The sequence below is a fragment of the Bacillus sp. SD088 genome (assembly GCF_017355205.1).
Classification (GTDB): domain Bacteria; phylum Bacillota; class Bacilli; order Bacillales; family Bacillaceae_C; genus Lederbergia.
Genome location: NZ_JADIJK010000014.1, coordinates 28,709 through 49,265 on the forward strand (window position 1 = coordinate 28,709; position 20,557 = coordinate 49,265).

The window sequence follows — 20,557 nt, forward strand, 5'->3', positions numbered from 1 at the left end:
TAAAGCTAGATCCAGTATTAGCCAATTTATACTCTAACCTTTTAAGAAAAGCGCAAGCGCCTTGCTCAGCCCCGACAAGCAAATGTTCTGAGACAAGAAAAGTCCGGTTTTGACTTTTATTGGCTCAGGTTATTTGACCTCGAGGGGCTAGGCGCTGGAGCTAGATCAAAACACTAGCCAAAATTTTATACTTTCTTATCTTTTAAGAAAAGCGCAAGCCTTTTATGAGCTTTACGCTTAGAATTTTTTACCCTCTGCAAAAGGTCTATACGAAAAAAGGAGTTAGCCTTTATGGGCTTATCTCCCTTATCAGCTTCTATTTTCCGTCTTCATCTCGCCTGAGTACCGCCATAAATGCTTCTTGCGGAACTTCTACCGAGCCTACTTGTTTCATTCGTTTTTTACCTTCTTTTTGCTTTTCAAGTAACTTACGTTTTCGTGAGATATCCCCACCATAACATTTTGCTAATACATTTTTTCCCATCGACTTAATCGTGGAACGGGCAATAATTTTTTGTCCAATCGCCGCTTGAACTGGTACTTCGAATTGTTGACGAGGAATTAAATCTTTTAATTTTTCTACAATTGATTTTCCACGCTCATAGGCAAAATCACGGTGAACAATAAAGCTTAATGCATCAACCTGCTCAGTATTTAATAGGATATCCATTTTTACTAAATTCGAAGGTTTATACCCAATCATTTCATAATCAAAAGAGGCATACCCTTTTGTTTGAGATTTTAATTGATCAAAAAAGTCAAATACAATCTCTGCAAGTGGAATTTCGTAAATAACATTTACTCGAATATCATCCAAGTATTGCATATCAACGAAGTTCCCTCTCTTCGCTTGAGAAAGCTCCATGACTGCTCCGACATAATCGTTTGGCACCATCATCGATGCTTTCACATAAGGTTCTTCCACATGATCAATTTTTTGCGGGTCAGGCATATTCGATGGATTGTCCACCTTTAACTCCGTGCCATCTGTTAAATACACCTTATATACAACACTTGGTGCAGTCGTAATAAGGTCTATTTTAAATTCTCTTTCAATACGTTCTTGAATAATTTCCATGTGGAGCAGGCCTAAGAAGCCACAACGAAAACCGAACCCAAGTGCTTGTGAAGTTTCCGGCTCATAACCAAGTGCCGAATCATTTAGCTCCAATTTTTCCAAAGCTTCCCTGAGATCATTAAATTTATTTGAATCAATCGGGTATAGCCCGCAAAATACCATTGAATTTAATTTTCGATAACCTGGTAAAGGCTCATCAGCAGGATTATTCACTTGTGTAATGGTATCCCCTACTCTAGTATCTGCCACATTTTTAATAGAAGCCGTCAAGAAACCAACATCCCCAACAGTGAGTTCTTCTACAAGCATAGGCTTTGGAGCATGGACTCCAACTTCTAACACCTCAAATTCTTTCCCTGTGGCCATCATCTTAATTTTATCTCCTGGTTTAACGGTCCCCTCAGCAATTCGAATAGAGGCAATAACGCCACGGTACGCATCATAAATCGAATCAAAAATTAATGCTTTTAATGGCGCTTCAGGATCCCCAGTAGGAGCTGGTACTTTTTCGACAACTTGCTCAAGAATCTCCTCGATTCCAATGCCCGCTTTCGCAGATGCGAGTACAGCTTCACTTGCATCAAGCCCGATAACATCTTCCACCTCTTGCCTTACTCTTTCTGGATCGGCAGCAGGAAGGTCAATTTTATTAATAACAGGCAAGATTTCCAAATCATTATCTAGTGCCAAATAGACATTCGCCAATGTTTGTGCTTCGATGCCCTGGGCCGCGTCCACAACTAATATGGCCCCCTCACAAGCAGCCAAACTGCGTGACACCTCATAAGTGAAATCGACATGTCCCGGTGTATCGATAAGATGAAAAATATAATCTTCCCCATCTTTAGCTTGATATTTTAATTGAACCGCATTTAATTTAATCGTAATGCCGCGCTCTCTTTCCAGATCCATGGAATCAAGAAGTTGCGCCTTCATCTCTCTAGTTGTTAAAGCTTTTGTTTTCTCCAATATTCTATCTGCCAATGTTGATTTTCCATGATCAATATGAGCGATAATAGAAAAGTTTCTTATCCGTTCTCGTCTCTTTATCTTTTCTTCACGATTCATTCCGTTCACTCCTGTTAATCGACACATGATTGCTAGGCTAAATTATAACAGCAGTATCGGGAAAAGTGAAATGGAAAAACGCTTCTTATTCTCTTATAAGCCATAAAAAAGAACATCAGTGAACGGCAAAAAGCAATTTCCTTGCAAGCTTCACTCATGTTCGATTTCGTTTAGTCCACTACAAATCCTTATGCTGCCCTAAAAAAGACTTGCAAAGAAGTTAATAACCGCTTGGGCAATACTAGAAATTAAATCCGCTAATAACTTACCGATTTCTGAAAAAAAGTTAAACGATTTTGCTTCTTCCAGTTTTTCTTTTTTCTCATCTAAATTAAAGGAGGAGATTTCGTTTCCTAATACAGCAGCATTGAGAGATCCCTCATCCGTTGTTTCTATATTTACGGGTGTTTGGAAGGAGGAATCTGTATACCCTCTCATTTCGTTCATCCCTTGATTCGCTTTATTCATGCCGATTAAAACCCCTACAAGTAAAATGATAATCAGAAATATTGATTTGAATACAAACTTCCCCATTTCTTCCACCTCTCTATCATTCCCTCTACTAATCCGTATGCGGATAGAGAAAAGAGTAGAACAAAATCATCTTGTTTTAAACCCAGTATCTGTTTGATCCACTGCCGCATGCAAGGCTGCGTTTAAACCAGTTGACAATACATTTGCCATATCTTCAATAAACACATCTACTTCTTTTGGTGTCACCATTAAATTATGTCCTAAGGGTGCCAACACCTCGGAAATCAAACCTCTCTTCTCCTCTTCGTCCAAGATACCTAACATCCCTAAAAATGTTTGTCTTTCATTTTCCTCAGGTAGATCCTCTTCAGTCAATTTTTTCTTCTCTCCAAATGTCATGCCTGCCGGCGCCAAAGATTTTGAGGGCTGCCCTGACTCTCTTAATTCCTTACCAAAATGCTTTAAAATAAAATCAATGGTGTCACTTGTAATCGTCACAGCATCTACAACAGTTGGGACTCCAATTGAAATCACCGGAACTCCTAGTGTTTCTTTACTTAGTTCTTTCCTTTTATTCCCTACCCCAGATCCTGGATGGATGCCTGTATCTGAAATCTGAATAGTCGCATTGACCCTTTCGATCGATCTGGAAGCTAGTGCATCGATCGCAATAACAAAATCCGGGTTAGACTTTTCTATAACCCCAAAAATAATATCACTTGTTTCAATGCCAGTAAGTCCCATTACACCGGGAGCAATCGCACTTACAGCTCGGTAACCTTTCTCCACATTTTCCGGTTGTAATTGAAATAAATGTCTAGTTATGATTAAATTCTCACAAACACTTGGCCCTAGAGCATCTGGAGTAACATTCCAGTTTCCCAAACCAACAACTAAACAAGTAGCATCTTTCGGAATTTTTAACATTTGTAAAAAAGAGTGGAACTCACGAGCAAATACTTTTTCAACTTCTTGTTGTGTTTGACTATCTTGTGAGCGAATTCCTTGTACTTCAAGCGTAAGATAGTGACCTTGCTTTTTCCCAATTCGTTTTTCCCCTTCAGCTGTGACCGTCGCCATAGATATCTTCATGTCCTGTTCCATTTTTTCCTGGATGATGACACCTTCAATTTCTTTTTTTTCTACCTTATCCTTTTTCTTTCCAGTTAATTGTTCTAAAGCTATTTCAAAAGCTTCTGTTGCAAGGTCAGTCCGAACAGAATATGGATTTAAATCTAAGTTTTTTTCTGTCATTTCTAGCTCCTCCATTCTAATGAGTGTTCAAAAAGGAAGATAAAAGGACCGCGTCGCCTAAAGGTGCTGACGTCCTATCAGCAACGCCGACACTAGTACATCCTGTATGTCGAAAGTTCCAGGCGGACCACAGGATGTGGTGACTTCTACGTTCGATACAAGACGTGTCTGTACTTAGTCGAAGATTTTTTATCCCGCAATGTCATTTTTACCGGACTTTTTGAACAACCTCTTCTATTCTTTTCTTTTTCACATCATTTCCTTCCTTGGCAAATTTCATTCAGAAGTATTGCAATCCTGCTATCTGTTTGATAAAATATCCTTTGTTCTTATTGTTTATAATGGTATTGGTCGAGTGACATAGAATCTCGAGCTATACAGGAGGTGAAGGGAATGCCAAATATTAAATCAGCGATTAAACGTGTAAAAATCAATGATGCTAAAAGCGCACAAAATGCGGCAGCAAAATCTGCTATGCGTACTGCTGTAAGAAAGTTTGAAGTAGCTGCTACAGCAAACCAAGAAGATACAAAAGAATTATTCAAGGCTGCAGTAAAACAATTGGATAAGGCAGCAACAAAAGGCTTAATTCACAAAAATACTGCTAACCGCCAAAAAGCTCGTCTAACTAAAAAACTAAGCAATTTGGCATAATTAAAAAAACGCCCCGTTTTGGGACGTTTTTTTAATTTTCATTTAGATTTCCTAATTGTAGTAAAAACAACTCTAAAGCGACTTCTCTCCCTGCTCCACCTGTCTTAAGTTTTAGGTCTGTTTGCGATAAAAGATTGATAATTTTTCCTAATTCCACTTCTGAAAAGGAACGTGCTTGTCCAGCGGCAAGTTTTACCCGAAAAGGATGAACCTTTAATGTACTGGCAATTTGCGGTTGTCCATATCCACGCTTCGTCAATTCCTTTACTTGATAAAGCAAGCGAAATTGACCGGCGATTAAGGCCAATATTTTGATGGGTTCCTCATTTTGCTTCTGTAAATCGTAATATATTCTAAAGGCTTGATCCATTTTCCGTTGTACAACTTTATCAATTAAATCAAAGATATTTTGTTCTAATGACCGAGAAGCCAATTTTTCAATGATGTCTGTATGAACTTCCTTCTCGCTTCCAACATACAAAAATATTTTTTCGAGTTCTGAATGAAGACGTGTTAAGTCCGATCCAACCAAATTTACTAGTAAATCAATTGCAGCTTGATCCATTTTGATTTGCTGGGCTGCTGCTTGCTGTTGCACCCAAACAACCAGTTCTTTCTCGTTTAGCTTTTTTCCTTCCACCACTTCCGCATGTTTCTTTAGTAATTTCGTTATTTTTTTTCTTTCATCTAATTTTTCATAATCACCAGCAAATACTAAAATCGAATATGGCGCAGGTTCCAGTATATAGGTCTCTAATTTTTTCAAATTATGTTCCACTTTTTCCTTCGGCTTTTCTGAAGTAAGAAAGATCGGATTATGTAAGATCACCAATTTTTTTTCTCCAAAAAACGGAAAGGTTTCTGCATCCTCTAACGCCTGCTCTATCGAAGATTCCTCCATATCATAAACAGATAAATTAAAATCCATTTCTTCATCTGTTAACACATTTGTCACTATTTTTTGTTTTGTTTCATTGATTACATAACTTTCCGTTCCGTATAATAAATACAAGGGAGCAAATTGTTTTTTTTCTAATTGATTCCAAATTTTCATATTAGCCCTTCTCTCATTCATCTTCTTATGATATATACATGTTCAAAAAGGTTGAGGCGGCGCAGCCTTCGAGCAGCGGAGAAGCAAGCCAACGAGCTACCACAGGATGTGGTGACTTCGACGTTCGACACAGGACGTGTCAGTACTTAGTCGAAGATCTTTTATCTCGCAATGTCATTTTTACCGGACTTTTTGAACGTCCTCTATATCGTAAGAAAGCTGGGCTCATTTGACAAGTACAAAGAGACAAATCAACTCATGTTGATTTGCCTCAGATCTATGATGAACGCCACAGAGAAAAGACCTAGGATTCTTTTTCTGAAGCGGAACATAGCACAGTGCTTATTACTGTTGGTTGTGATTCTGCAGAATATAAGAAGTGCTTCTTCATCTTCTTGTATCTATATTGTGACCTCATTGCTAAAAAGTATGGGTGTCAACTCTTGTCAACAGTGGTAATGGAAAAAGTGGATTTTTTTTAAGTCTTCGTCTATACTATAAGTGGAAATAGGAGGGGTAGTTGTGAACGAATTTGAAAAAAATGTACAATCGAAACGAAATGACGCGATAGACTCAGGTGTTGGTTTTGTCGTTTCTTTTGTTTTCTTCGCTGCTATTTTTGTATTAGGAACGGTCATTGAACTCGTAGGAAAATAACTTATTTAAAGTGTGTGTTCAAAAAGTCCGATAAAAAGGACCAAGAAGTTCAAGGCGGCGCAGCTTTGAGGAACGGAGCGTATGCTTTTACATACGTGAGTACCGGAAAAGCAAGCCAACGTAGAAATTCGATGTGTCATTTTTGTTGGGCTTTTTGAACAACCTCTTAAAGAAAGTTTGCTTTCATGCAAACTTTTTTTATTTAGAGGTAAGAAGCTGATTACGGATTATTTTCTTCTCGCGCTTTACAATATCTTATTGCGATATGGTTTGAAACGTTCCTCCTTCAGAAGAAAATTTATAATGTAAGGCTCCATGCTCATCGATCCGAAAAATCTTCACCTTGAATCTTTGAAGGTTTTCTAACACATCAGGATGTGGGTGTCCATAACGATTATTTTTCCCCGCAGATATGACTGCGTATTCAGGCTTGATCCTTTCTAACAATTCAATACTTGTCGATGTCTTACTTCCATGATGTCCGACTTTTAAAACATCCGTTGATAATTTTCCATAAGTCTGTAATAACTCCCTTTCTCCCTCTTTTTCTAAGTCACCCGTAAACAGCCACTTCATTCCCCCAAAGTCTGCCAGCAAGACAAGTGAAGAATCATTATCCAGATACTCTTCCTTTATAGGATAAATAAATGAGAATGAGCCTGATTTATTTTGCCACTTTGACCCAGCTTTTGTAACCGCAATCTTCACATCTTTTTCTTCTGCCTTTGTAAGAAAAGCTTCCATCATTGGTTTCTCCCAAGAGTTCGGAGGAACATGGACTTCTTTTATCTTTATTTGTTTCAAAAGCTCCTCCCCAGCCCCCATATGATCAATATCTGCATGTGTTAGTATTAATTTGTCTATTTTCTGCACCCCTTTACTTTTTATAAAAGGAATTAGAATACTTTTTCCTACATCAAACGGAGTTGCCCGCTCTTTCCACTCTTCCTGCGGAAAGTCAATCTGCCCTCCAGTATCAATTAGATAATTACCACGATTATAGGGTAATTGAATAAAAATACTATCCCCTTGTCCGACATCAATAAAAACTACTTCTCCCTTTGGCGAATAATGTAATCCCACAAAATAGATGATGAAAATAAATAGGAGTGGAAAAACCGCAACTAGCCGAAGCTTTTTCTTTTCCCGTAAAAGAAAGTAGATCCCAATTCCTATTATGATACAGAATAGAGCTGTGCCACTTGGCTTTCCCGTAATAACAGAAGAAAAATGCCATGAGCTTACATACATTACAATATGTTCCGAGAAAATCAGGACCTTTGCTAAAAGATCGGTAAAATACAGAAAGATCTCATCATTCACAAATTGTACTACCCAAGCAAAAATCGACGAAGGGAGAACAACCAACGAATAAAACGGAACAAAAAATATATTCGCAACAAGGCTTACGAGAGAGAATTCATAGAAATGCCACATTAAAATAGGGAGAGAGACAAGCATTGAGGTAAGAGATGTTTCAAACAAAGTCTTAAGGAAAGAAGTTTCTTTCGGCAAACTATTCGCCATTATGACTAAGCCCATTGATACGACAAAGGATAATTGGAATCCTGCTTGATAGACGATATAAGGATTAAATAGAATAAAGAGGATAAAGCTGATGGCAATCGTATCCATTGGTGTTAGCGGCCATTGCCATTTTTTGGAGGTCAAGAGGAGTAGCATCATCAGAATCGCCCTGACAACCGGGGGATTTGCTCCTGTGATCATGGCGTACATTGGCAGAGTAGCTACAAAAATCCAGTAGGTGACTTCTTTAGTTAATCCGATCCTTCTAAAAAAGTAATAAAGAAAACCCATTATGAACCCAACATGAAGGCCAGAAATAGCCAATAAATGGATCACCCCCAATCGCTGATAAGCATTCAATAGATCTTCATCAAAAAAGCTTCGTTCTCCGAAAACTAGTGCATTCACATAAGGGAGTATAGTGGTGGGAAAGTTTTCTTCAACAAGGCGAATCCCCTGTTCGCGGATGTTGATGAAGTAACTAGAGAGGGATTTTTTACTAGAGGTACAATTTTGAAGCATATTATTCGAAGGTTGGAAAATCCAGTGGATGTCATGCCTTTTTAAATACTTAGCATAGTTAAAAGCATGTTCATTCGTGTTATTCATTGGTTCAAGCAGTTCACCTGAGATTTTACATACAGTACCAGCTTGAATCGACGTTTTTAAGAATTCCTTTTCATGCTCAGTTTGTATACGATACTGTAACTGAAGTTTTTCATGTTCGGTAACAACGACTGCTCGTAAACGATCTCCGTCAATAAGAGGGTATTGTTGAAATGTAATGATCGCAGTCATATCTCCCAGATTATAAATGGACAGATTATTTTTTTCTTTTAGGAAACTAATACTCGAAAAAATCAAAAGGCATATACAACAAGCGAGTAAAAGTCTTATATTTTTTTCAAGAACCACTCTAATTATGAACATGAGTATCAATAAAACAGAAAATACATGTAGTTCAAGTGTGAGTATGAGACCCGAAAGTGAAGCTAATGCTAAAAATATCCATCTGCCTGTAAACATAACATCTCCTTATTCAATTTTATTGCATAATGCAGGAGCTGTTCAATCAAGCGAGACTACATGGCGCAGACCCAACTCTTTTGAACAGTTCCATATCATAATGATTTAAAAAAAGCCTATTAGATACTCTCTGCAAATGCTAGAAAGACATCTTTATCTAGTGGAACTTTCTCTGTTTTCACATTTGCTTGTTCAAAGAGTTCTAGAGCGTAGGGATGATTTTTATAATCTTCCGCATAATAAACAGCCTTTATACCAGCCTGAATAAGGGCTTTACAACATTGTAAGCACGGAAAATGTGTAACATAAATTTCCGCTCCCTCTGTCGCTACCCCAAATTTTGCACATTGAAGGATGGCATTCATCTCAGCATGAATGGTTCTGACACAATGATTATCAACAATATAACACCCCTCATCGGCACAATGAGTGCCACCTGCAATCGAGCCATTATAACCGCCTGCAATCATCCGTTTATCTCTTACAATTGTGGCGCCAACAGTAAGCCTTGTACAAGTACTGCGAGATGATAGTAAGTGACTTTGTGCCATAAAATATTGATTCCAAGATATTCTTTGCATTCCTTTTACCCCTCTACTTTTTTCTCCTTATAACAGATTACCAAAAAACCATGTTTGAGTCAGTATATTTCTTCTGAGCTATTGGATTGTGATTTGTTCCTTTAATTTTTCGAATGTCTTTTCACCAATACCAGATATGTTCATAAGTTCTTCTATCTCTTTAAACAAACCATTTTCTTCACGATATTGTATAATCGTAGCTGCTTTACTGGGACCGATTCCCGATATTGTTTCTAGCTCGCTTGCATCTGCCTGATTGATATTCACTTTCTTATCATTACTCGAACTCATAGTGTCTATATGAGGCATTTCCATTTCTACTTCTCCGATTTCCGGAATATAAATCACCATCTCATCGGATAACTTCATTGCGAAGTTTATTTGCTTTTCATCAGCTGTTTTTAGTAATCCACCTGCTCTTTCCAATACATCATCTACACGCTCTCCCTCGATCGCTTCATATAATCCGGGGTTTTGAACTGCTCCTTTTACATCGATAAAAATATTCTCAGGCGTAGATTTTACGTCCTGTATTTCCTTTTCAACTTGCTCCGACTCCAACTCCGATTCCGTCCAAATTGGTTCACTCAACGCCTCCTCTTTCTGTTGGAACTTAAATACAAATAGAAGGAGTATAATCACTGCAATAACAACAATCACTATCATTTGTTTATATTTTTCAAACCAAATAAGCAATTATTCAATTCACCTCATATTATTATGAATATTTTGTGGGCACCAGCATACATTTGTTAGGAGTAATGGATGAAGGAGGGAGAAACGTGAAGGTCGGAATTATCGGAATCGGAAATATGGGTACCATTCTTTCTGAAGCACTTCTCACAGGAAAGGCCATATCTCCTTCAAACCTCATAATTATCAACCGCACAACAGCAAAAGCTGAGAGGCTTAGAGATAAATACCAGGGGATTACCATCGCAAATAGTCCCAAAGAATTAATTGAAAGTTCCAACCTTATCTTTCTTTGTTTGAAACCAAAAGATTTTTACAGTTTTCTGCAGGAAAACAAGCAATATTTTAGAACAGATCAATGTCTTGCTTCTATTACTAGCCCGATTCATACAGCTTGGTTAGAAAAAGTGGTTCCTAGTTCTTGTGTACGTACTATCCCAAGCATCACTAATCGCGCGCTCACAGGCGTTACATTAATTACTTTTGGAGAGCGATGTACAGATAAATGGAAGGATGACCTCCATGAAATCTTTTCAATGATTTCTACCCCCCTGCTTATTCCTGAAGAAATCACACGTGTTTCTTCAGATATTGTAAGTTGTGGACCAGCATTTTTTAGTTATATAACAAGGCGGTTCATTGAAGCAGCGGTCGCAGAAACAAAAATCGATAAAAAAACTGCAGAAATAATGTTTGAACATATGTTGGTTGGCTTTGGAGATCTCTTAAAAAAAGGGTATTATTCATTATCTGAGCTGGAAGAAAAAGTATGTGTGAAAGGTGGAATTACCGGGGAAGGCATTGATGTCTTAGAAAACGAATTAGGCGATACATTTGAAAAGGTCTTTCAAGCAACACATAAAAAATATACAAAGGAGGTGCAAGAATTAGAAAAGGATTTTATCGATTAAGTATAGTTTTCGACGTGGTTCACGATAATCCTGCTATTTTATCAAATTTTTTTGGTATTCAATCCCAGTGAGGGAGGGATGTGCGCCTTCCCCACTGGTTCAACTTTCTCTTTAAAGATTGCTTTTACTTTTGACAGACAAAAAAGATTCTTTCTGACTCTTCTTTTGGGGCGTCTTTCGTAAAATCTGCTGTAATAGAACGTATTTTAAAGCCAGTTTCTTTTAACCATTTTGTAAAGTCAGCTACTGAATAGGTCCTTTGTGTATGAAATTCATCAAATCGTTCATATTGACCAGTAGCATGATCTTTTAGAAAAAAAGTAAGATCATGCTCTACCGTATAGGATGTCTCTCCCGGATAACAATCCCATATATAAGAAATATCTTCATCTACATATGAAAAAGTTTGATCCATAAAGATTTGTTCTATTTTATATAGAGAATGGATATCAAATAGAAATAATCCATTTTGATCCAAGTGGGTAAAAACCCGTTGAAATGTTTGCACAACTTGGTCAGGAGATTGTAAATAATTTAAAGAATCACAAAAAATCGTTACAATATTATATGTTCCTAAATCTTCCAGCTTGGACATATCTTGCTCATAAAATTGGATATTTTTACGAATGCTTTCTGTCTTTTCATGGGCAACCATTAACATATCCGAAGACAAGTCCACACCTGTCACTTCATAACCATTTTGTGCAAGTAATACAGACAATTCTCCTGTCCCACACGCAATTTCTAAGATTTGTTTCCCTTTTACTTGATTGGCTTGTGTCTCGCGTTCTACCAATTGAAGCCATTTATGATAGGGAACATCGCTCATTAACTCATCATAGACATAGGCAAAGCGACCATACATTACGGATTCACCCTGCTTAATACATCGATCATGGGTGCATCTCCCCAAAGTTTTTCTAAATTGTAGTAGCTACGTTCATCCCGATGGAAAATATGAGCGATCACATCCCCAAAATCCATGAGAATCCATTTTCCTTCATCAAAGCCTTCTACTTTTTTAACATCTATTCCCATTTCTTCAGAAACATCTTTCATTTCTCGAGAAATTGCTTGCACTTGCTTGCCAGAATTGGCATGACAAATGATAAAATAATCCGCAATCAAGGATAAACCTTTCATATTAAGAACAACAATATCTTCTGCTCTCTTATCGTCAGCTGCTTTTACAAGAGTATCTAATAGCTTTTCTGTACTCAAAAACGAATTCCTCCCTTTTTTAAATAGAACGAGATCATTTACAAATGGCGAATCTGCTGGTCACCGTTGATTTCCGTTCCACGGACGCTTTCCGGAGGCCTGCAGAATGTAGGTCACAAAGACACTGCGACGTACAAGGATGTACTAGTGCAGGCAAAGCAACATTTAAGTCTGCCGACAGAACGTCGCGAACTTAGTCTTTCTTCCATACAAGGCGCTTACGCTTTTCTAACTAAATCATTATAAGCTTCAAATGTATCTGGATAAATAGTGGCCTTTTTCGCTAATAAAAATACGATTGTATTACTTAATGCTTTTAGCACCGCTTCATCCAAATTTTTGCGAGCTAGCTCTCTCGTTTCGTTTATTCCTGGAAAATCTCTTTGTGGCTCGATATAGTCTGCCAAAAATATTATTTTTTCAAGACGAGACATATTTGCCCGACCAGTTGTATGGTAACGAATCGCATTTAATATATCATTGTCTTCTATCGCAAATTCCTCGCGAGCCAAATAGGCTGCTACTGGTCCATGCCATAACTCGGGATGATACTCTACTAGCCGTGGATCTTCATTTGCCTTCAATAGCAACTTTTTCAACTCACTCACTGCCAGCATTTTTGCATAATCATGGAAGATTGCTGCTAATTCAACCTTGGCTACATCTTCCCCATATCTGTCTGCTAATATTATCGCTGTTTCTAGTACTCTAACGGTATGTTGATACCGTGGTCCAGACCCTAATGATCTCTGAACAATTTCTAAAGCTTGATCATGATTCATATAAACCCTTCTCCTCAATATACTGAATCACATTATCAGGCAACAGATACCTAATGGAAAAAGACTGCTTACATCTTTCCCTAATGAGCGAAGAAGATATATCCACTTGGGGAATGTCGACATATTGAACCGGATAAGGGCTTTCTAGCTCATATTTCGGACGGTTCACCCCTATAAAGGAGACAATATTAACTAATTCTTCAATGCCGTGCCACTTCGGCAAATACTCCACCATATCTGCTCCAATAATGAAATAATATTCCACCTCTGGGTTTCGTTTTTTTAACATTTTCATTGTATCAAGTGAATAGGATTTTCCTTGTCGTTCCAATTCAATTTTTTCAATGGCAAAGCAAGGGTTATCCCCAATAGCTAATTCTAGCATCCGCACCCTGTCAGACTCGGTTGTACCACTTTTTCTTTCCTTATGAGGAGGCTCTTGGTTAGGCATAAAAGCAATTTGATCTAATTCCAAAGTATGCAACACTTCATTCGCGATTACTAAATGACCGAAATGCGGGGGATCAAAGGTACCGCCTAAAATGCCTATTCGTTGTTTTTGCATGTTACAAATCTCCTCATACTATGGTAATTCAAGTTGTTTATTTTCCTGCGATTCTTTATATAAAATGATCGTATTCCCGATAATTTGCACAAGTTCAGCATTAGCCCCTGCAGACAAAGCATTGCCCACTGTTTCCCGATCTTCCTCACAATTTTGTAATATGCTAATTTTGATTAACTCCCTTGCTTCAAGGGCTTCCTTGATTTGCTTAATCATATTATCATTTACTCCACCCTTCCCTACTTGGAAAATCGGCTGGAGATGATGAGCTGTCGATCTTAAATAGCGTTTCTGTTTTCCGGTTAACATACTTTTCCTCCTAAATGTTTCATTACGATTTCAGTCATTCTTTGTGTATTAGGCATATCCCCTGTCCACTTCTCGAAAGCCAAGGCACCTTGGTAGACAAACATCCCTATGCCATTTTGTGTTTGGGCCCCTTGATTCTCTGCCTGTTTTAAAAAGGTCGTTTGAAATGGATTGTAGATAATATCAGAAACAAAGGCCTGAGAGTTTAATCGAGCTAACGAAAAAGGGCTTTGATTCATCTCTGGATACATCCCAATGGAAGTCGTTTGGATCACTAATGTATACTCATTTAGTCGATCTTCCGCTTCTGCAAAAGTTAAAGCAGACGAATGACCTTTATAAGGGCACATTTCCATGAGGTTGAGCGCGCGTTCGACCGTACGATTGCAAATATCAATATGCCCAATCCCTTTTGATAATAATGTATAAAAAATCGCTTTTGCTGCCCCGCCCGCTCCGACAATTAATACCCGCTCATTCTCTAACCTTTCTTTCCATTCTGCTTGTAAAGCCTTAATGAACCCTTCCCCGTCTGTATTAAAACCAACCCATTGATCATTTTCCCTGATCACAGTATTAATCGCTCCAATAGCCTGAGCTAATGGATCAATTCGATCTAAGAAAGGGATAATCGCTGTTTTATGTGGGATCGTAATATTAAAGCCTTCCACCCCTATTGCTTTCATTCCTTTAATGGCTATCTCAAGATCAGTTCCTTTAATATGAAAGGGATGATAGTAAGCTTCCATCCCTAATTCTTTAAATTCTTGATTATGCATTAGAGGAGACAGAGAATGTGCGATCGGATCCCCAATCACTCCATATAATTTCATCGTCAACATTTCCCCTTTCTCTCTCTATTAAATAAGTGATTTTCGTAATAATACACTAACGCCTTTCGGAACATAGGCAGCGATTTTGGCTCCAGCTTCTGGCACTGTCACCCAACCTAGACCGGAAAAGACAATATCTGTCTTCCCCTCACGAATCGTAAAATCATGGCGAACAAGCTCTGGAAATGCTTCAAGTTCATTCTTTCGAGGTGGTTGAAGCATTTCTCCAACATGATTTTTATATAAAGCATCAGCATTTTCTAATTTAGTCCGATGAATATCAAGTTCATTTCCCATATAACACACGAGAGAGCGACGTCCGCCTTTTTCATAGTCCAGTCGAGCTAATCCACCAAAAAACAAGGTTTGTTGTTCATTTAGCTGAAATACCCTTGATTTTATTTCTTTTTTGGGTGTGATTATTTTTAAGTCTTTTTTCCCTACAAAGTGAGCAATTTGATGATGATTTATAATTCCTGGCGTATCAATTAATGATTGACCATCCTGTAAAGGAATTTTGATCATATCTAATGTTGTCCCAGGGAAATGAGAAGTCGTAATAAGGTTGTCCACTTCCGCAGCTTCATGCAAAATCCGATTAATCAATGTGGACTTCCCGACATTTGTACAACCGACAACATATACATCTTTTCCCTGTCGATACTGGTCGATTTTCTCAAGTACCTCTTGAATATGGAACCCCTTTTGTGCACTTGTCAGGAGAACATCCACCGGTCTAAGCCCTAATTGTTTTGCCTCACTTTTCATCCATTGAATCACTTTATTCGCTTTTACTGATTTGGGAAGCAAATCCGCTTTATTACCAATAAGTAAAATCGGATTTTTTCCTACAAAGCGATGAAGCCCTGGAAGCCAACTCCCATTAAAGTCAAAGATATCAATAATTTTGACAATCAAGCTATCTGTTTTCGCCAACTGATTTAAGATATTCAAAAAGTCTTGATCTGTAAGAGATACATCCTGAACCTCATTATAATGTCTTAAACGAAAGCATCTTTGGCAGATAATCTCTTCTTTTGCTAGTGAAGAACTTGGTGCGTAACCGACCCCTTTAGGATCTATAGTCTGGATCGCGGCACCGCACCCATAACAAATATATTCTTCGGTATTACTCAATTTGATTCCTCCCAATCAATCAAGCCTTTTCGCTTGAAATTCGCCATTATTTTACGTTCAATTTTACGATTAAATTGAGTAAAAAAACCATCCGAGCTAGCAACTGGTACAACTAAAATCGTGTGTAATCCCATGCGATTTCCACCCAATATATCTGTGAGCAACTGATCTCCAATAATGACTGTCTCTTCCTTTTTCAAATTCATCGTTAGCATAGCCTTCTTAAAAGCCGTACGTAGCGGCTTTCTCGCCTTAGAGATAAAAGGTATTTCCAATGGATCAGAAAAAATTCGCACTCGTTCTTCATTATTATTCGACACAATGGTAATTTTAATCTGATGTTGTTTCATGTCATTTAACCACTCAATCAATGGTGGGGTCGCATTCGGCCGATCCCATTCAACTAATGTATTATCAAGGTCTGTGATAATCCCTTTGACCCCTTTTTCTTTTAATACGCTTGGAGAAATATGATAAATACTTTTGACATATTCTCCTGGCAAGAATTTTTTCAGCAATGATTTGCACCTCTATTAAAAAAATATATAAATGTATCTTACCTAACTTTTGACAAAATCGCACCTTTTTTGTTAATACCAAATACTTTTCGACATTTTCTAACAAACTTGGATCTGTGGATAACTTTATTCACTTTATTAAAGTGGTTATATCAAGCTTAAACAGATTTATCCATACGTTGCCCACAAGTTATCCACTTCTGCCTGTGGATAAAGGAACACTTGTTCCAACGATTTAATTTTGTTAAAGTAACAATAACGTTTAGACAACCTATTATTTTATGAATGCATGTTGAATTAAAATTGCTGGAGGTGAAGCTGATGAATAAGCTATCAGACGAACTATTGATTGAATCTTATTATAAAGCAAAAGAACTCGAATTGAGTTACGACTTTATTCAGCTAATTGAATTGGAGCTCCACCGGCGATCACTAGAAGAGTATACGGAAAAAGTAACTTTAAACTAGCGAAAATGAACTTGATTCGTACGAAGCGTCTCTATCTTAATTTATGGCGCTTTGTTTTTATTTTCCCAATCGGCTCCCCGTATTTCACAGGAAGAGGTAGGTCTTGTTGTAATAGTGATTCAAAGGTTGCTTTTGGAAACAATAACATAACTGTCGAACCAAAAGAGAAGTAGGCAATTTCTTCCCCTTTTTTCCAAGTCTCATTGTGATTTGTCACTTGTACCGAATTGATCATCATCGCTCCAACTTTTATCATCGCCAAACGAACACCTTCGTGCTGTAATAATGTTATGACTCGGTAATTGCTCGCTAAAGTAGCCTTCCCGTATTTTAAGCCTAATGCATTTACAGGGAAAGACCGGTCCCCAAGGCTGTATTGATCCATTTTTTCCACTAATAATGGAGAATGTATTCTATGATAATGGGAAGGACTTAGATAAATGATCATATACGTTCCTTCTACAAATTCCTGGGCTTGTTCCTTTCCACCAAGCATTTCCGCAATGGAATATCTTTTCCCTTTTACCATGATATCTTGATTTAAATCAACCGTCCCCATCTCTTTAATCACGCCATCCACTGGACTCACGACCGTATCAAATTGTTCATCGATTGAGCGGACACCCGCTTTCAACCTCCGTGTAAAAAATGTATGTAAATTCGGATAGGAGCTCCATTGACCGGCCATTTCATCCAAATTGATTCGGAAAATTTTTGCATAAGGCTTAATGAGGGGTCGACTTATATTCGATTGTGCAAATCGTGAAAGGGTCTTTGAAAAAATCGGACCATTTGTCGCTCTAATCATAGCTCGGTATAATAGCTCTTTCAAAATATATTCCTCCGGTAAATAATTTTGTTAACATTTTCGTTGGAAAGTTTTATAATTATAAAGAAGACCTGTAATTAAAAGGAGGTGCTGTAATGTTAATCAATGTAATGGATATGACAGTTCGTTTGTTGAAAGCAAATGCTGCAAATTTCTTAACACTTATCAATTTAGGATTAGGTAGTTTTGCCATTATAGCCTGTATCAACGGTCAATATCATTTAGGCTTACTCTTCATATTTATTGCTGCATTGGCTGATCGGTTCGATGGAATGACTGCCCGAAAGTTTCATATTGAATCTGATTTAGGAAAACAACTGGACTCAATGAGTGATATTATTTCATTTGGGGTCGCTCCTGCATTGTTATTATATCAGGGAATTCTTCATCTGTTTGGTTTTCCAGGAATATTTTTTACTGTTTTCTATATTGCTTGTGGAGCTTTTAGACTTGCTAGATTTAATATTACGGAAAATGAGGGGCATTTTACGGGACTTCCTATCACAGCCGCAGGATGTTTGCTTACACTGAGCTATCTTACTATTCCTTACCTACCATCATACTCTTTTATTCTTATTAGCCTTCTTTTATCCATCATGATGATTAGTACTTTTACAATAAAAAAGGTTTAATATAAGCCGGTTCACCTCGAAAGAGTTGACCGGCTTAATTTAAACCAACAGGATGTTGATCAGAACGGTGTTGCGACGTACAGGATGTATAAGTGAGACGAAGCGACAGGACCTCGCTATTTGAGTCTGTCGCCAGGACCGCAATTTTTGCCGTTCAACCTTATTATTTAAATTTGTACGTCGCTGAACAGGCGCTTACGCTTTTCTTGTCTAGCTACAGCGCCTAGCGACTAGCAAATTTACGGCTTCCTCCTACGATAAGTCAACATCGATTCGTCCTCTCTCCTCATCGTGTTTCCTTTATCTCGTCTGAACCCTTTAAATTTGTACGTCGCTGAACAGGCGCTTACGCTTTTCTTGTCATCTTCATAAATTCTTTTACGTCTTGGACGCACAGTTGGATGCCTTGTTCCCAAAAGTCTTTTTTTGTTAGGTCGACATCTAGATGTTTTTTCGCGAGTTCTTCTACTGTCATGGCACCTGTATCCTGGAGAAGCGAGATATAGTTCTGTTCATAGCTTTTCCCTTCTTTTAACGCCTTGGCGTAAATGCCTAGCGAAAATAGATAACCAAAAGTATAAGGGAAATTGTAAAATGGTACGCCTGTGATAAAGAAATGTAATTTTGAGGCCCAAAATTGCGGATGATATTCTTTTAGAGCATCGCCGTAGGCCTCTTTTTGTGCCTCTGTCATCAACTCATTTAGACGGTTTTTATTCACAATTCCATTTTTACGTTCCTCATAGAAACGAGTTTCAAATAAAAAACGAGCGTGAATATTCATAAGCAGGGCAACAGACCGTTGAATTTTATCTTCTAAGAGAGCAAGCTTTTCATCATCATTTTGCGCTTCTTTCACAGATGCATCGGCAACAATCATTTCCGCAAATGTTGAGGCTGTTTCAGCTACATTCATCGCATAATCACGATTAGCGGGATTCACCTCTTCTAGCACATAAGAATGAAACGCATGACCTAATTCATGAGCAAGGGTTGAGACATTTCCTGGTGTTCCAGAATAGGTCATAAAAATTCTTGATTGCTGACTATTTGGGAAAGACGTACAAAATCCTCCTGGCCGTTTGCCTGGGCGGTCCTCGGCTTCAATCCATCGCTCTGCAAAAGCCTTTTCCGTAAACTGAGGTAACTTATCTCCAAATTCACTAAAATGCTTTAAAATAAAATCTGCGCCTTCTTGATAGCTATATGTTTTATTGGATTTCCCAATCGGTGCATCTAAATCTTGCCAACTGAGCTGTTCAACACCTAGAATCTCTGCTTTACGTTGAAGAAACTCTACAAATGGTTGTTTATGAGCAGAAATCGTCTCCCACATTACATTTAAGGTCTCTTCACTCATCCGATTATATGTTAGAGCTTCTTTCAAAAAATCATCCCATTGTCTTTGGTGGTAAACAGATAACCGAAAACCAGCAAGATGATTTAATGTATCCGCCAATACATCAGATTCTTGCTCCCATGATTCTTCCCAAGCAGTAAATATTTGTTGACGTACTTGCGGATCAGGAGACGAGAATTTATTGGCAGCTTGCCCAACAGATAGCTCCGTTATTTCTCCATTTTCTTCAAAGGGTATCTTTATTTTTCCGACAATCGTATCATATAATTCTCCCCAGCCATGATAGCCATCTACACTTAATGCATGGATAAGAGCTTCCTGTTCTTGTGGTAACTTTTCAGATGCCTGTTGTCTTTTTTCATTCAACACGAATGTGATTTCTTGAAAATCAGGCCTTTTTAATAAGCTTAGCCAAATATTTTCTTCGATCATGGATATTTTTTCATCGAATACGGTCAGAAGCGTTTCGAATTGGGCACGTAATGTTGTGACGATTCCACGCAATTCATTCGCCTTTGCATCGTTTAAATTTTGAGCTTGCAAACAACTGACAAATGCTCCTGCCTGTCCCATATTATCAGCGACGGTCTGCATATTTGCTAATAATTCCAAAAGCGACGTATCATTGTTGCTTGTCGGGATTGTCCAATGTTCAACATGATCTTTAAATTGGTTCAATTGTGACTTCAAGCTTTGTAAATGTTTGGCAAATTGGGGTGATTCACTTCCCCCTTCGAAAAAAACTTCTAAGTCCCAAGTCTCTTCATAATGACTTCTCAATATGATTCCTCCTCAACCTTGTCTTCCAATTCATTATAAAAGACTTATCCTATATTTCATAATTTTAGAGGTTCTTCAAGTTTTTAGTCTGGACAAGCAAAACTATTCAACTGGACTCATATACATGAGATATAGGCGAAAGCGGA

22 protein-coding genes are annotated in these 20,557 nt (G+C 37.9%); 5 read left to right on the forward strand and 17 right to left on the reverse strand.

The window, feature by feature from the left end; translation table 11 throughout:
- Positions 1-316: 316 nt before the first annotated feature.
- The 3 genes from lepA to gpr all read right to left on the reverse strand — a co-directional run bounded on the left by lepA (position 317) and on the right by gpr (position 3,874).
- On the reverse strand, positions 317-2,146 hold the full coding sequence (gene lepA, locus IPU53_RS13380; RefSeq protein ID WP_207451466.1) for a translation elongation factor 4: 1,830 nt from the start codon (positions 2,144-2,146) through the stop codon (positions 317-319).
- A gap of 198 nt (positions 2,147-2,344) precedes the next feature.
- Positions 2,345-2,680 carry a DUF3679 domain-containing protein gene (locus IPU53_RS13385; RefSeq protein WP_207451468.1) on the reverse strand — a complete coding sequence of 112 codons (336 nt, stop codon included), beginning with the start codon at positions 2,678-2,680 and terminating at the stop codon, positions 2,345-2,347.
- Positions 2,681-2,746: 66 nt separating this feature from the next.
- Positions 2,747-3,874, reverse strand: coding sequence for a GPR endopeptidase (gpr, locus tag IPU53_RS13390; RefSeq protein WP_207451471.1), 1,128 nt, complete (start codon positions 3,872-3,874; stop codon positions 2,747-2,749).
- 393 nt (positions 3,875-4,267) lie between these two features.
- Here gpr and rpsT point away from each other — a divergent pair, with 393 nt between their 5' ends.
- Positions 4,268-4,528, forward strand: a complete 261-nt coding sequence (rpsT, locus tag IPU53_RS13395) for a 30S ribosomal protein S20 (protein ID WP_207451473.1) — start codon at positions 4,268-4,270, stop codon at positions 4,526-4,528.
- 31 nt (positions 4,529-4,559) lie between these two features.
- Here rpsT and holA read toward each other — a convergent pair whose 3' ends face one another.
- Positions 4,560-5,582 (reverse strand): DNA polymerase III subunit delta, encoded by a 1,023-nt coding sequence (holA, locus tag IPU53_RS13400; RefSeq protein WP_207451475.1) that lies wholly within the window; start codon positions 5,580-5,582, stop codon positions 4,560-4,562.
- Positions 5,583-6,104: 522 nt separating this feature from the next.
- On the opposite strand from holA, the gene IPU53_RS13405 reads away from it, so the two are divergent.
- The gene (locus IPU53_RS13405; protein WP_207451477.1) at positions 6,105-6,239 is read left to right on the forward strand and encodes a YqzM family protein; all 135 of its coding nucleotides are present in this window, start codon (positions 6,105-6,107) and stop codon (positions 6,237-6,239) included.
- 255 nt (positions 6,240-6,494) lie between these two features.
- On the opposite strand, the gene IPU53_RS13410 is transcribed toward IPU53_RS13405, so the two are convergent.
- The 3 genes from IPU53_RS13410 to IPU53_RS13420 form a co-directional block, all read right to left on the reverse strand.
- Positions 6,495-8,792, reverse strand: a complete 2,298-nt coding sequence (locus tag IPU53_RS13410; RefSeq protein ID WP_278253283.1) for a DNA internalization-related competence protein ComEC/Rec2 — start codon at positions 8,790-8,792, stop codon at positions 6,495-6,497.
- Between the two features lie 119 nt (positions 8,793-8,911).
- Positions 8,912-9,373 carry a ComE operon protein 2 gene (locus IPU53_RS13415; protein ID WP_207451480.1) on the reverse strand — a complete coding sequence of 154 codons (462 nt, stop codon included), beginning with the start codon at positions 9,371-9,373 and terminating at the stop codon, positions 8,912-8,914.
- Between the two features lie 78 nt (positions 9,374-9,451).
- Positions 9,452-10,069 carry a helix-hairpin-helix domain-containing protein gene (locus IPU53_RS13420; protein ID WP_242698288.1) on the reverse strand — a complete coding sequence of 206 codons (618 nt, stop codon included), beginning with the start codon at positions 10,067-10,069 and terminating at the stop codon, positions 9,452-9,454.
- Between the two features lie 86 nt (positions 10,070-10,155).
- On the opposite strand from IPU53_RS13420, the gene comER reads away from it, so the two are divergent.
- A complete protein-coding gene (comER, locus tag IPU53_RS13425) occupies positions 10,156-10,977 on the forward strand; it encodes a late competence protein ComER (protein WP_207451481.1) in 822 nt (273 codons plus the stop codon).
- Positions 10,978-11,101: 124 nt separating this feature from the next.
- On the opposite strand, the gene IPU53_RS13430 is transcribed toward comER, so the two are convergent.
- The 8 genes from IPU53_RS13430 to IPU53_RS13465 all read right to left on the reverse strand — a co-directional run bounded on the left by IPU53_RS13430 (position 11,102) and on the right by IPU53_RS13465 (position 16,342).
- Entirely contained in the window at positions 11,102-11,842 is a 741-nt protein-coding gene (locus tag IPU53_RS13430) for a class I SAM-dependent DNA methyltransferase (protein WP_207451482.1), read from the reverse strand.
- Positions 11,842-12,198, reverse strand: a complete 357-nt coding sequence (rsfS, locus tag IPU53_RS13435; RefSeq protein WP_207451483.1) for a ribosome silencing factor — start codon at positions 12,196-12,198, stop codon at positions 11,842-11,844. The genes IPU53_RS13430 and rsfS overlap by 1 nt, the downstream gene beginning before the upstream one ends.
- Before the next feature lie 218 nt (positions 12,199-12,416).
- Positions 12,417-12,980, reverse strand: a complete 564-nt coding sequence (gene yqeK / locus IPU53_RS13440; RefSeq protein ID WP_207451484.1) for a bis(5'-nucleosyl)-tetraphosphatase (symmetrical) YqeK — start codon at positions 12,978-12,980, stop codon at positions 12,417-12,419.
- On the reverse strand, positions 12,970-13,545 hold the full coding sequence (locus IPU53_RS13445) for a nicotinate-nucleotide adenylyltransferase (RefSeq protein WP_207451485.1): 576 nt from the start codon (positions 13,543-13,545) through the stop codon (positions 12,970-12,972). Before IPU53_RS13445 ends, yqeK begins: the two co-directional genes overlap by 11 nt.
- A gap of 18 nt (positions 13,546-13,563) precedes the next feature.
- Entirely contained in the window at positions 13,564-13,854 is a 291-nt protein-coding gene (yhbY, locus tag IPU53_RS13450; RefSeq protein ID WP_207451486.1) for a ribosome assembly RNA-binding protein YhbY, read from the reverse strand.
- Entirely contained in the window at positions 13,848-14,687 is an 840-nt protein-coding gene (gene aroE / locus IPU53_RS13455) for a shikimate dehydrogenase (protein WP_207451487.1), read from the reverse strand. The genes yhbY and aroE overlap by 7 nt, the downstream gene beginning before the upstream one ends.
- A 27-nt stretch (positions 14,688-14,714) precedes the next feature.
- Complete coding sequence (gene yqeH, locus IPU53_RS13460; RefSeq protein WP_242698290.1) at positions 14,715-15,824, reverse strand: ribosome biogenesis GTPase YqeH; 1,110 nt, start codon at positions 15,822-15,824, stop codon at positions 14,715-14,717.
- Complete coding sequence (locus IPU53_RS13465; RefSeq protein ID WP_207451491.1) at positions 15,821-16,342, reverse strand: YqeG family HAD IIIA-type phosphatase; 522 nt, start codon at positions 16,340-16,342, stop codon at positions 15,821-15,823. The genes yqeH and IPU53_RS13465 overlap by 4 nt, the downstream gene beginning before the upstream one ends.
- 321 nt (positions 16,343-16,663) lie before the next feature.
- Between IPU53_RS13465 and IPU53_RS13470 the strand changes: the two genes are divergently transcribed.
- Positions 16,664-16,810, forward strand: a complete 147-nt coding sequence (locus IPU53_RS13470) for a sporulation histidine kinase inhibitor Sda (protein ID WP_207451493.1) — start codon at positions 16,664-16,666, stop codon at positions 16,808-16,810.
- Positions 16,811-16,841: 31 nt separating this feature from the next.
- Here the strand turns inward: IPU53_RS13470 and IPU53_RS13475 are convergent, their stop codons facing one another.
- Positions 16,842-17,642: a phosphatidylserine decarboxylase gene (locus IPU53_RS13475; RefSeq protein WP_207451495.1), complete on the reverse strand. Its 801-nt coding sequence runs from the start codon at positions 17,640-17,642 to the stop codon at positions 16,842-16,844.
- A 92-nt stretch (positions 17,643-17,734) separates the two neighbouring features.
- Between IPU53_RS13475 and pssA the strand changes: the two genes are divergently transcribed.
- Positions 17,735-18,271, forward strand: a complete 537-nt coding sequence (pssA, locus tag IPU53_RS13480) for a CDP-diacylglycerol--serine O-phosphatidyltransferase (RefSeq protein WP_207451497.1) — start codon at positions 17,735-17,737, stop codon at positions 18,269-18,271.
- A 346-nt stretch (positions 18,272-18,617) separates the two neighbouring features.
- On the opposite strand, the gene IPU53_RS13485 is transcribed toward pssA, so the two are convergent.
- Positions 18,618-20,414 (reverse strand): M3 family oligoendopeptidase, encoded by a 1,797-nt coding sequence (locus tag IPU53_RS13485; protein WP_207451629.1) that lies wholly within the window; start codon positions 20,412-20,414, stop codon positions 18,618-18,620.
- Positions 20,415-20,557: the final 143 nt, after the last annotated feature.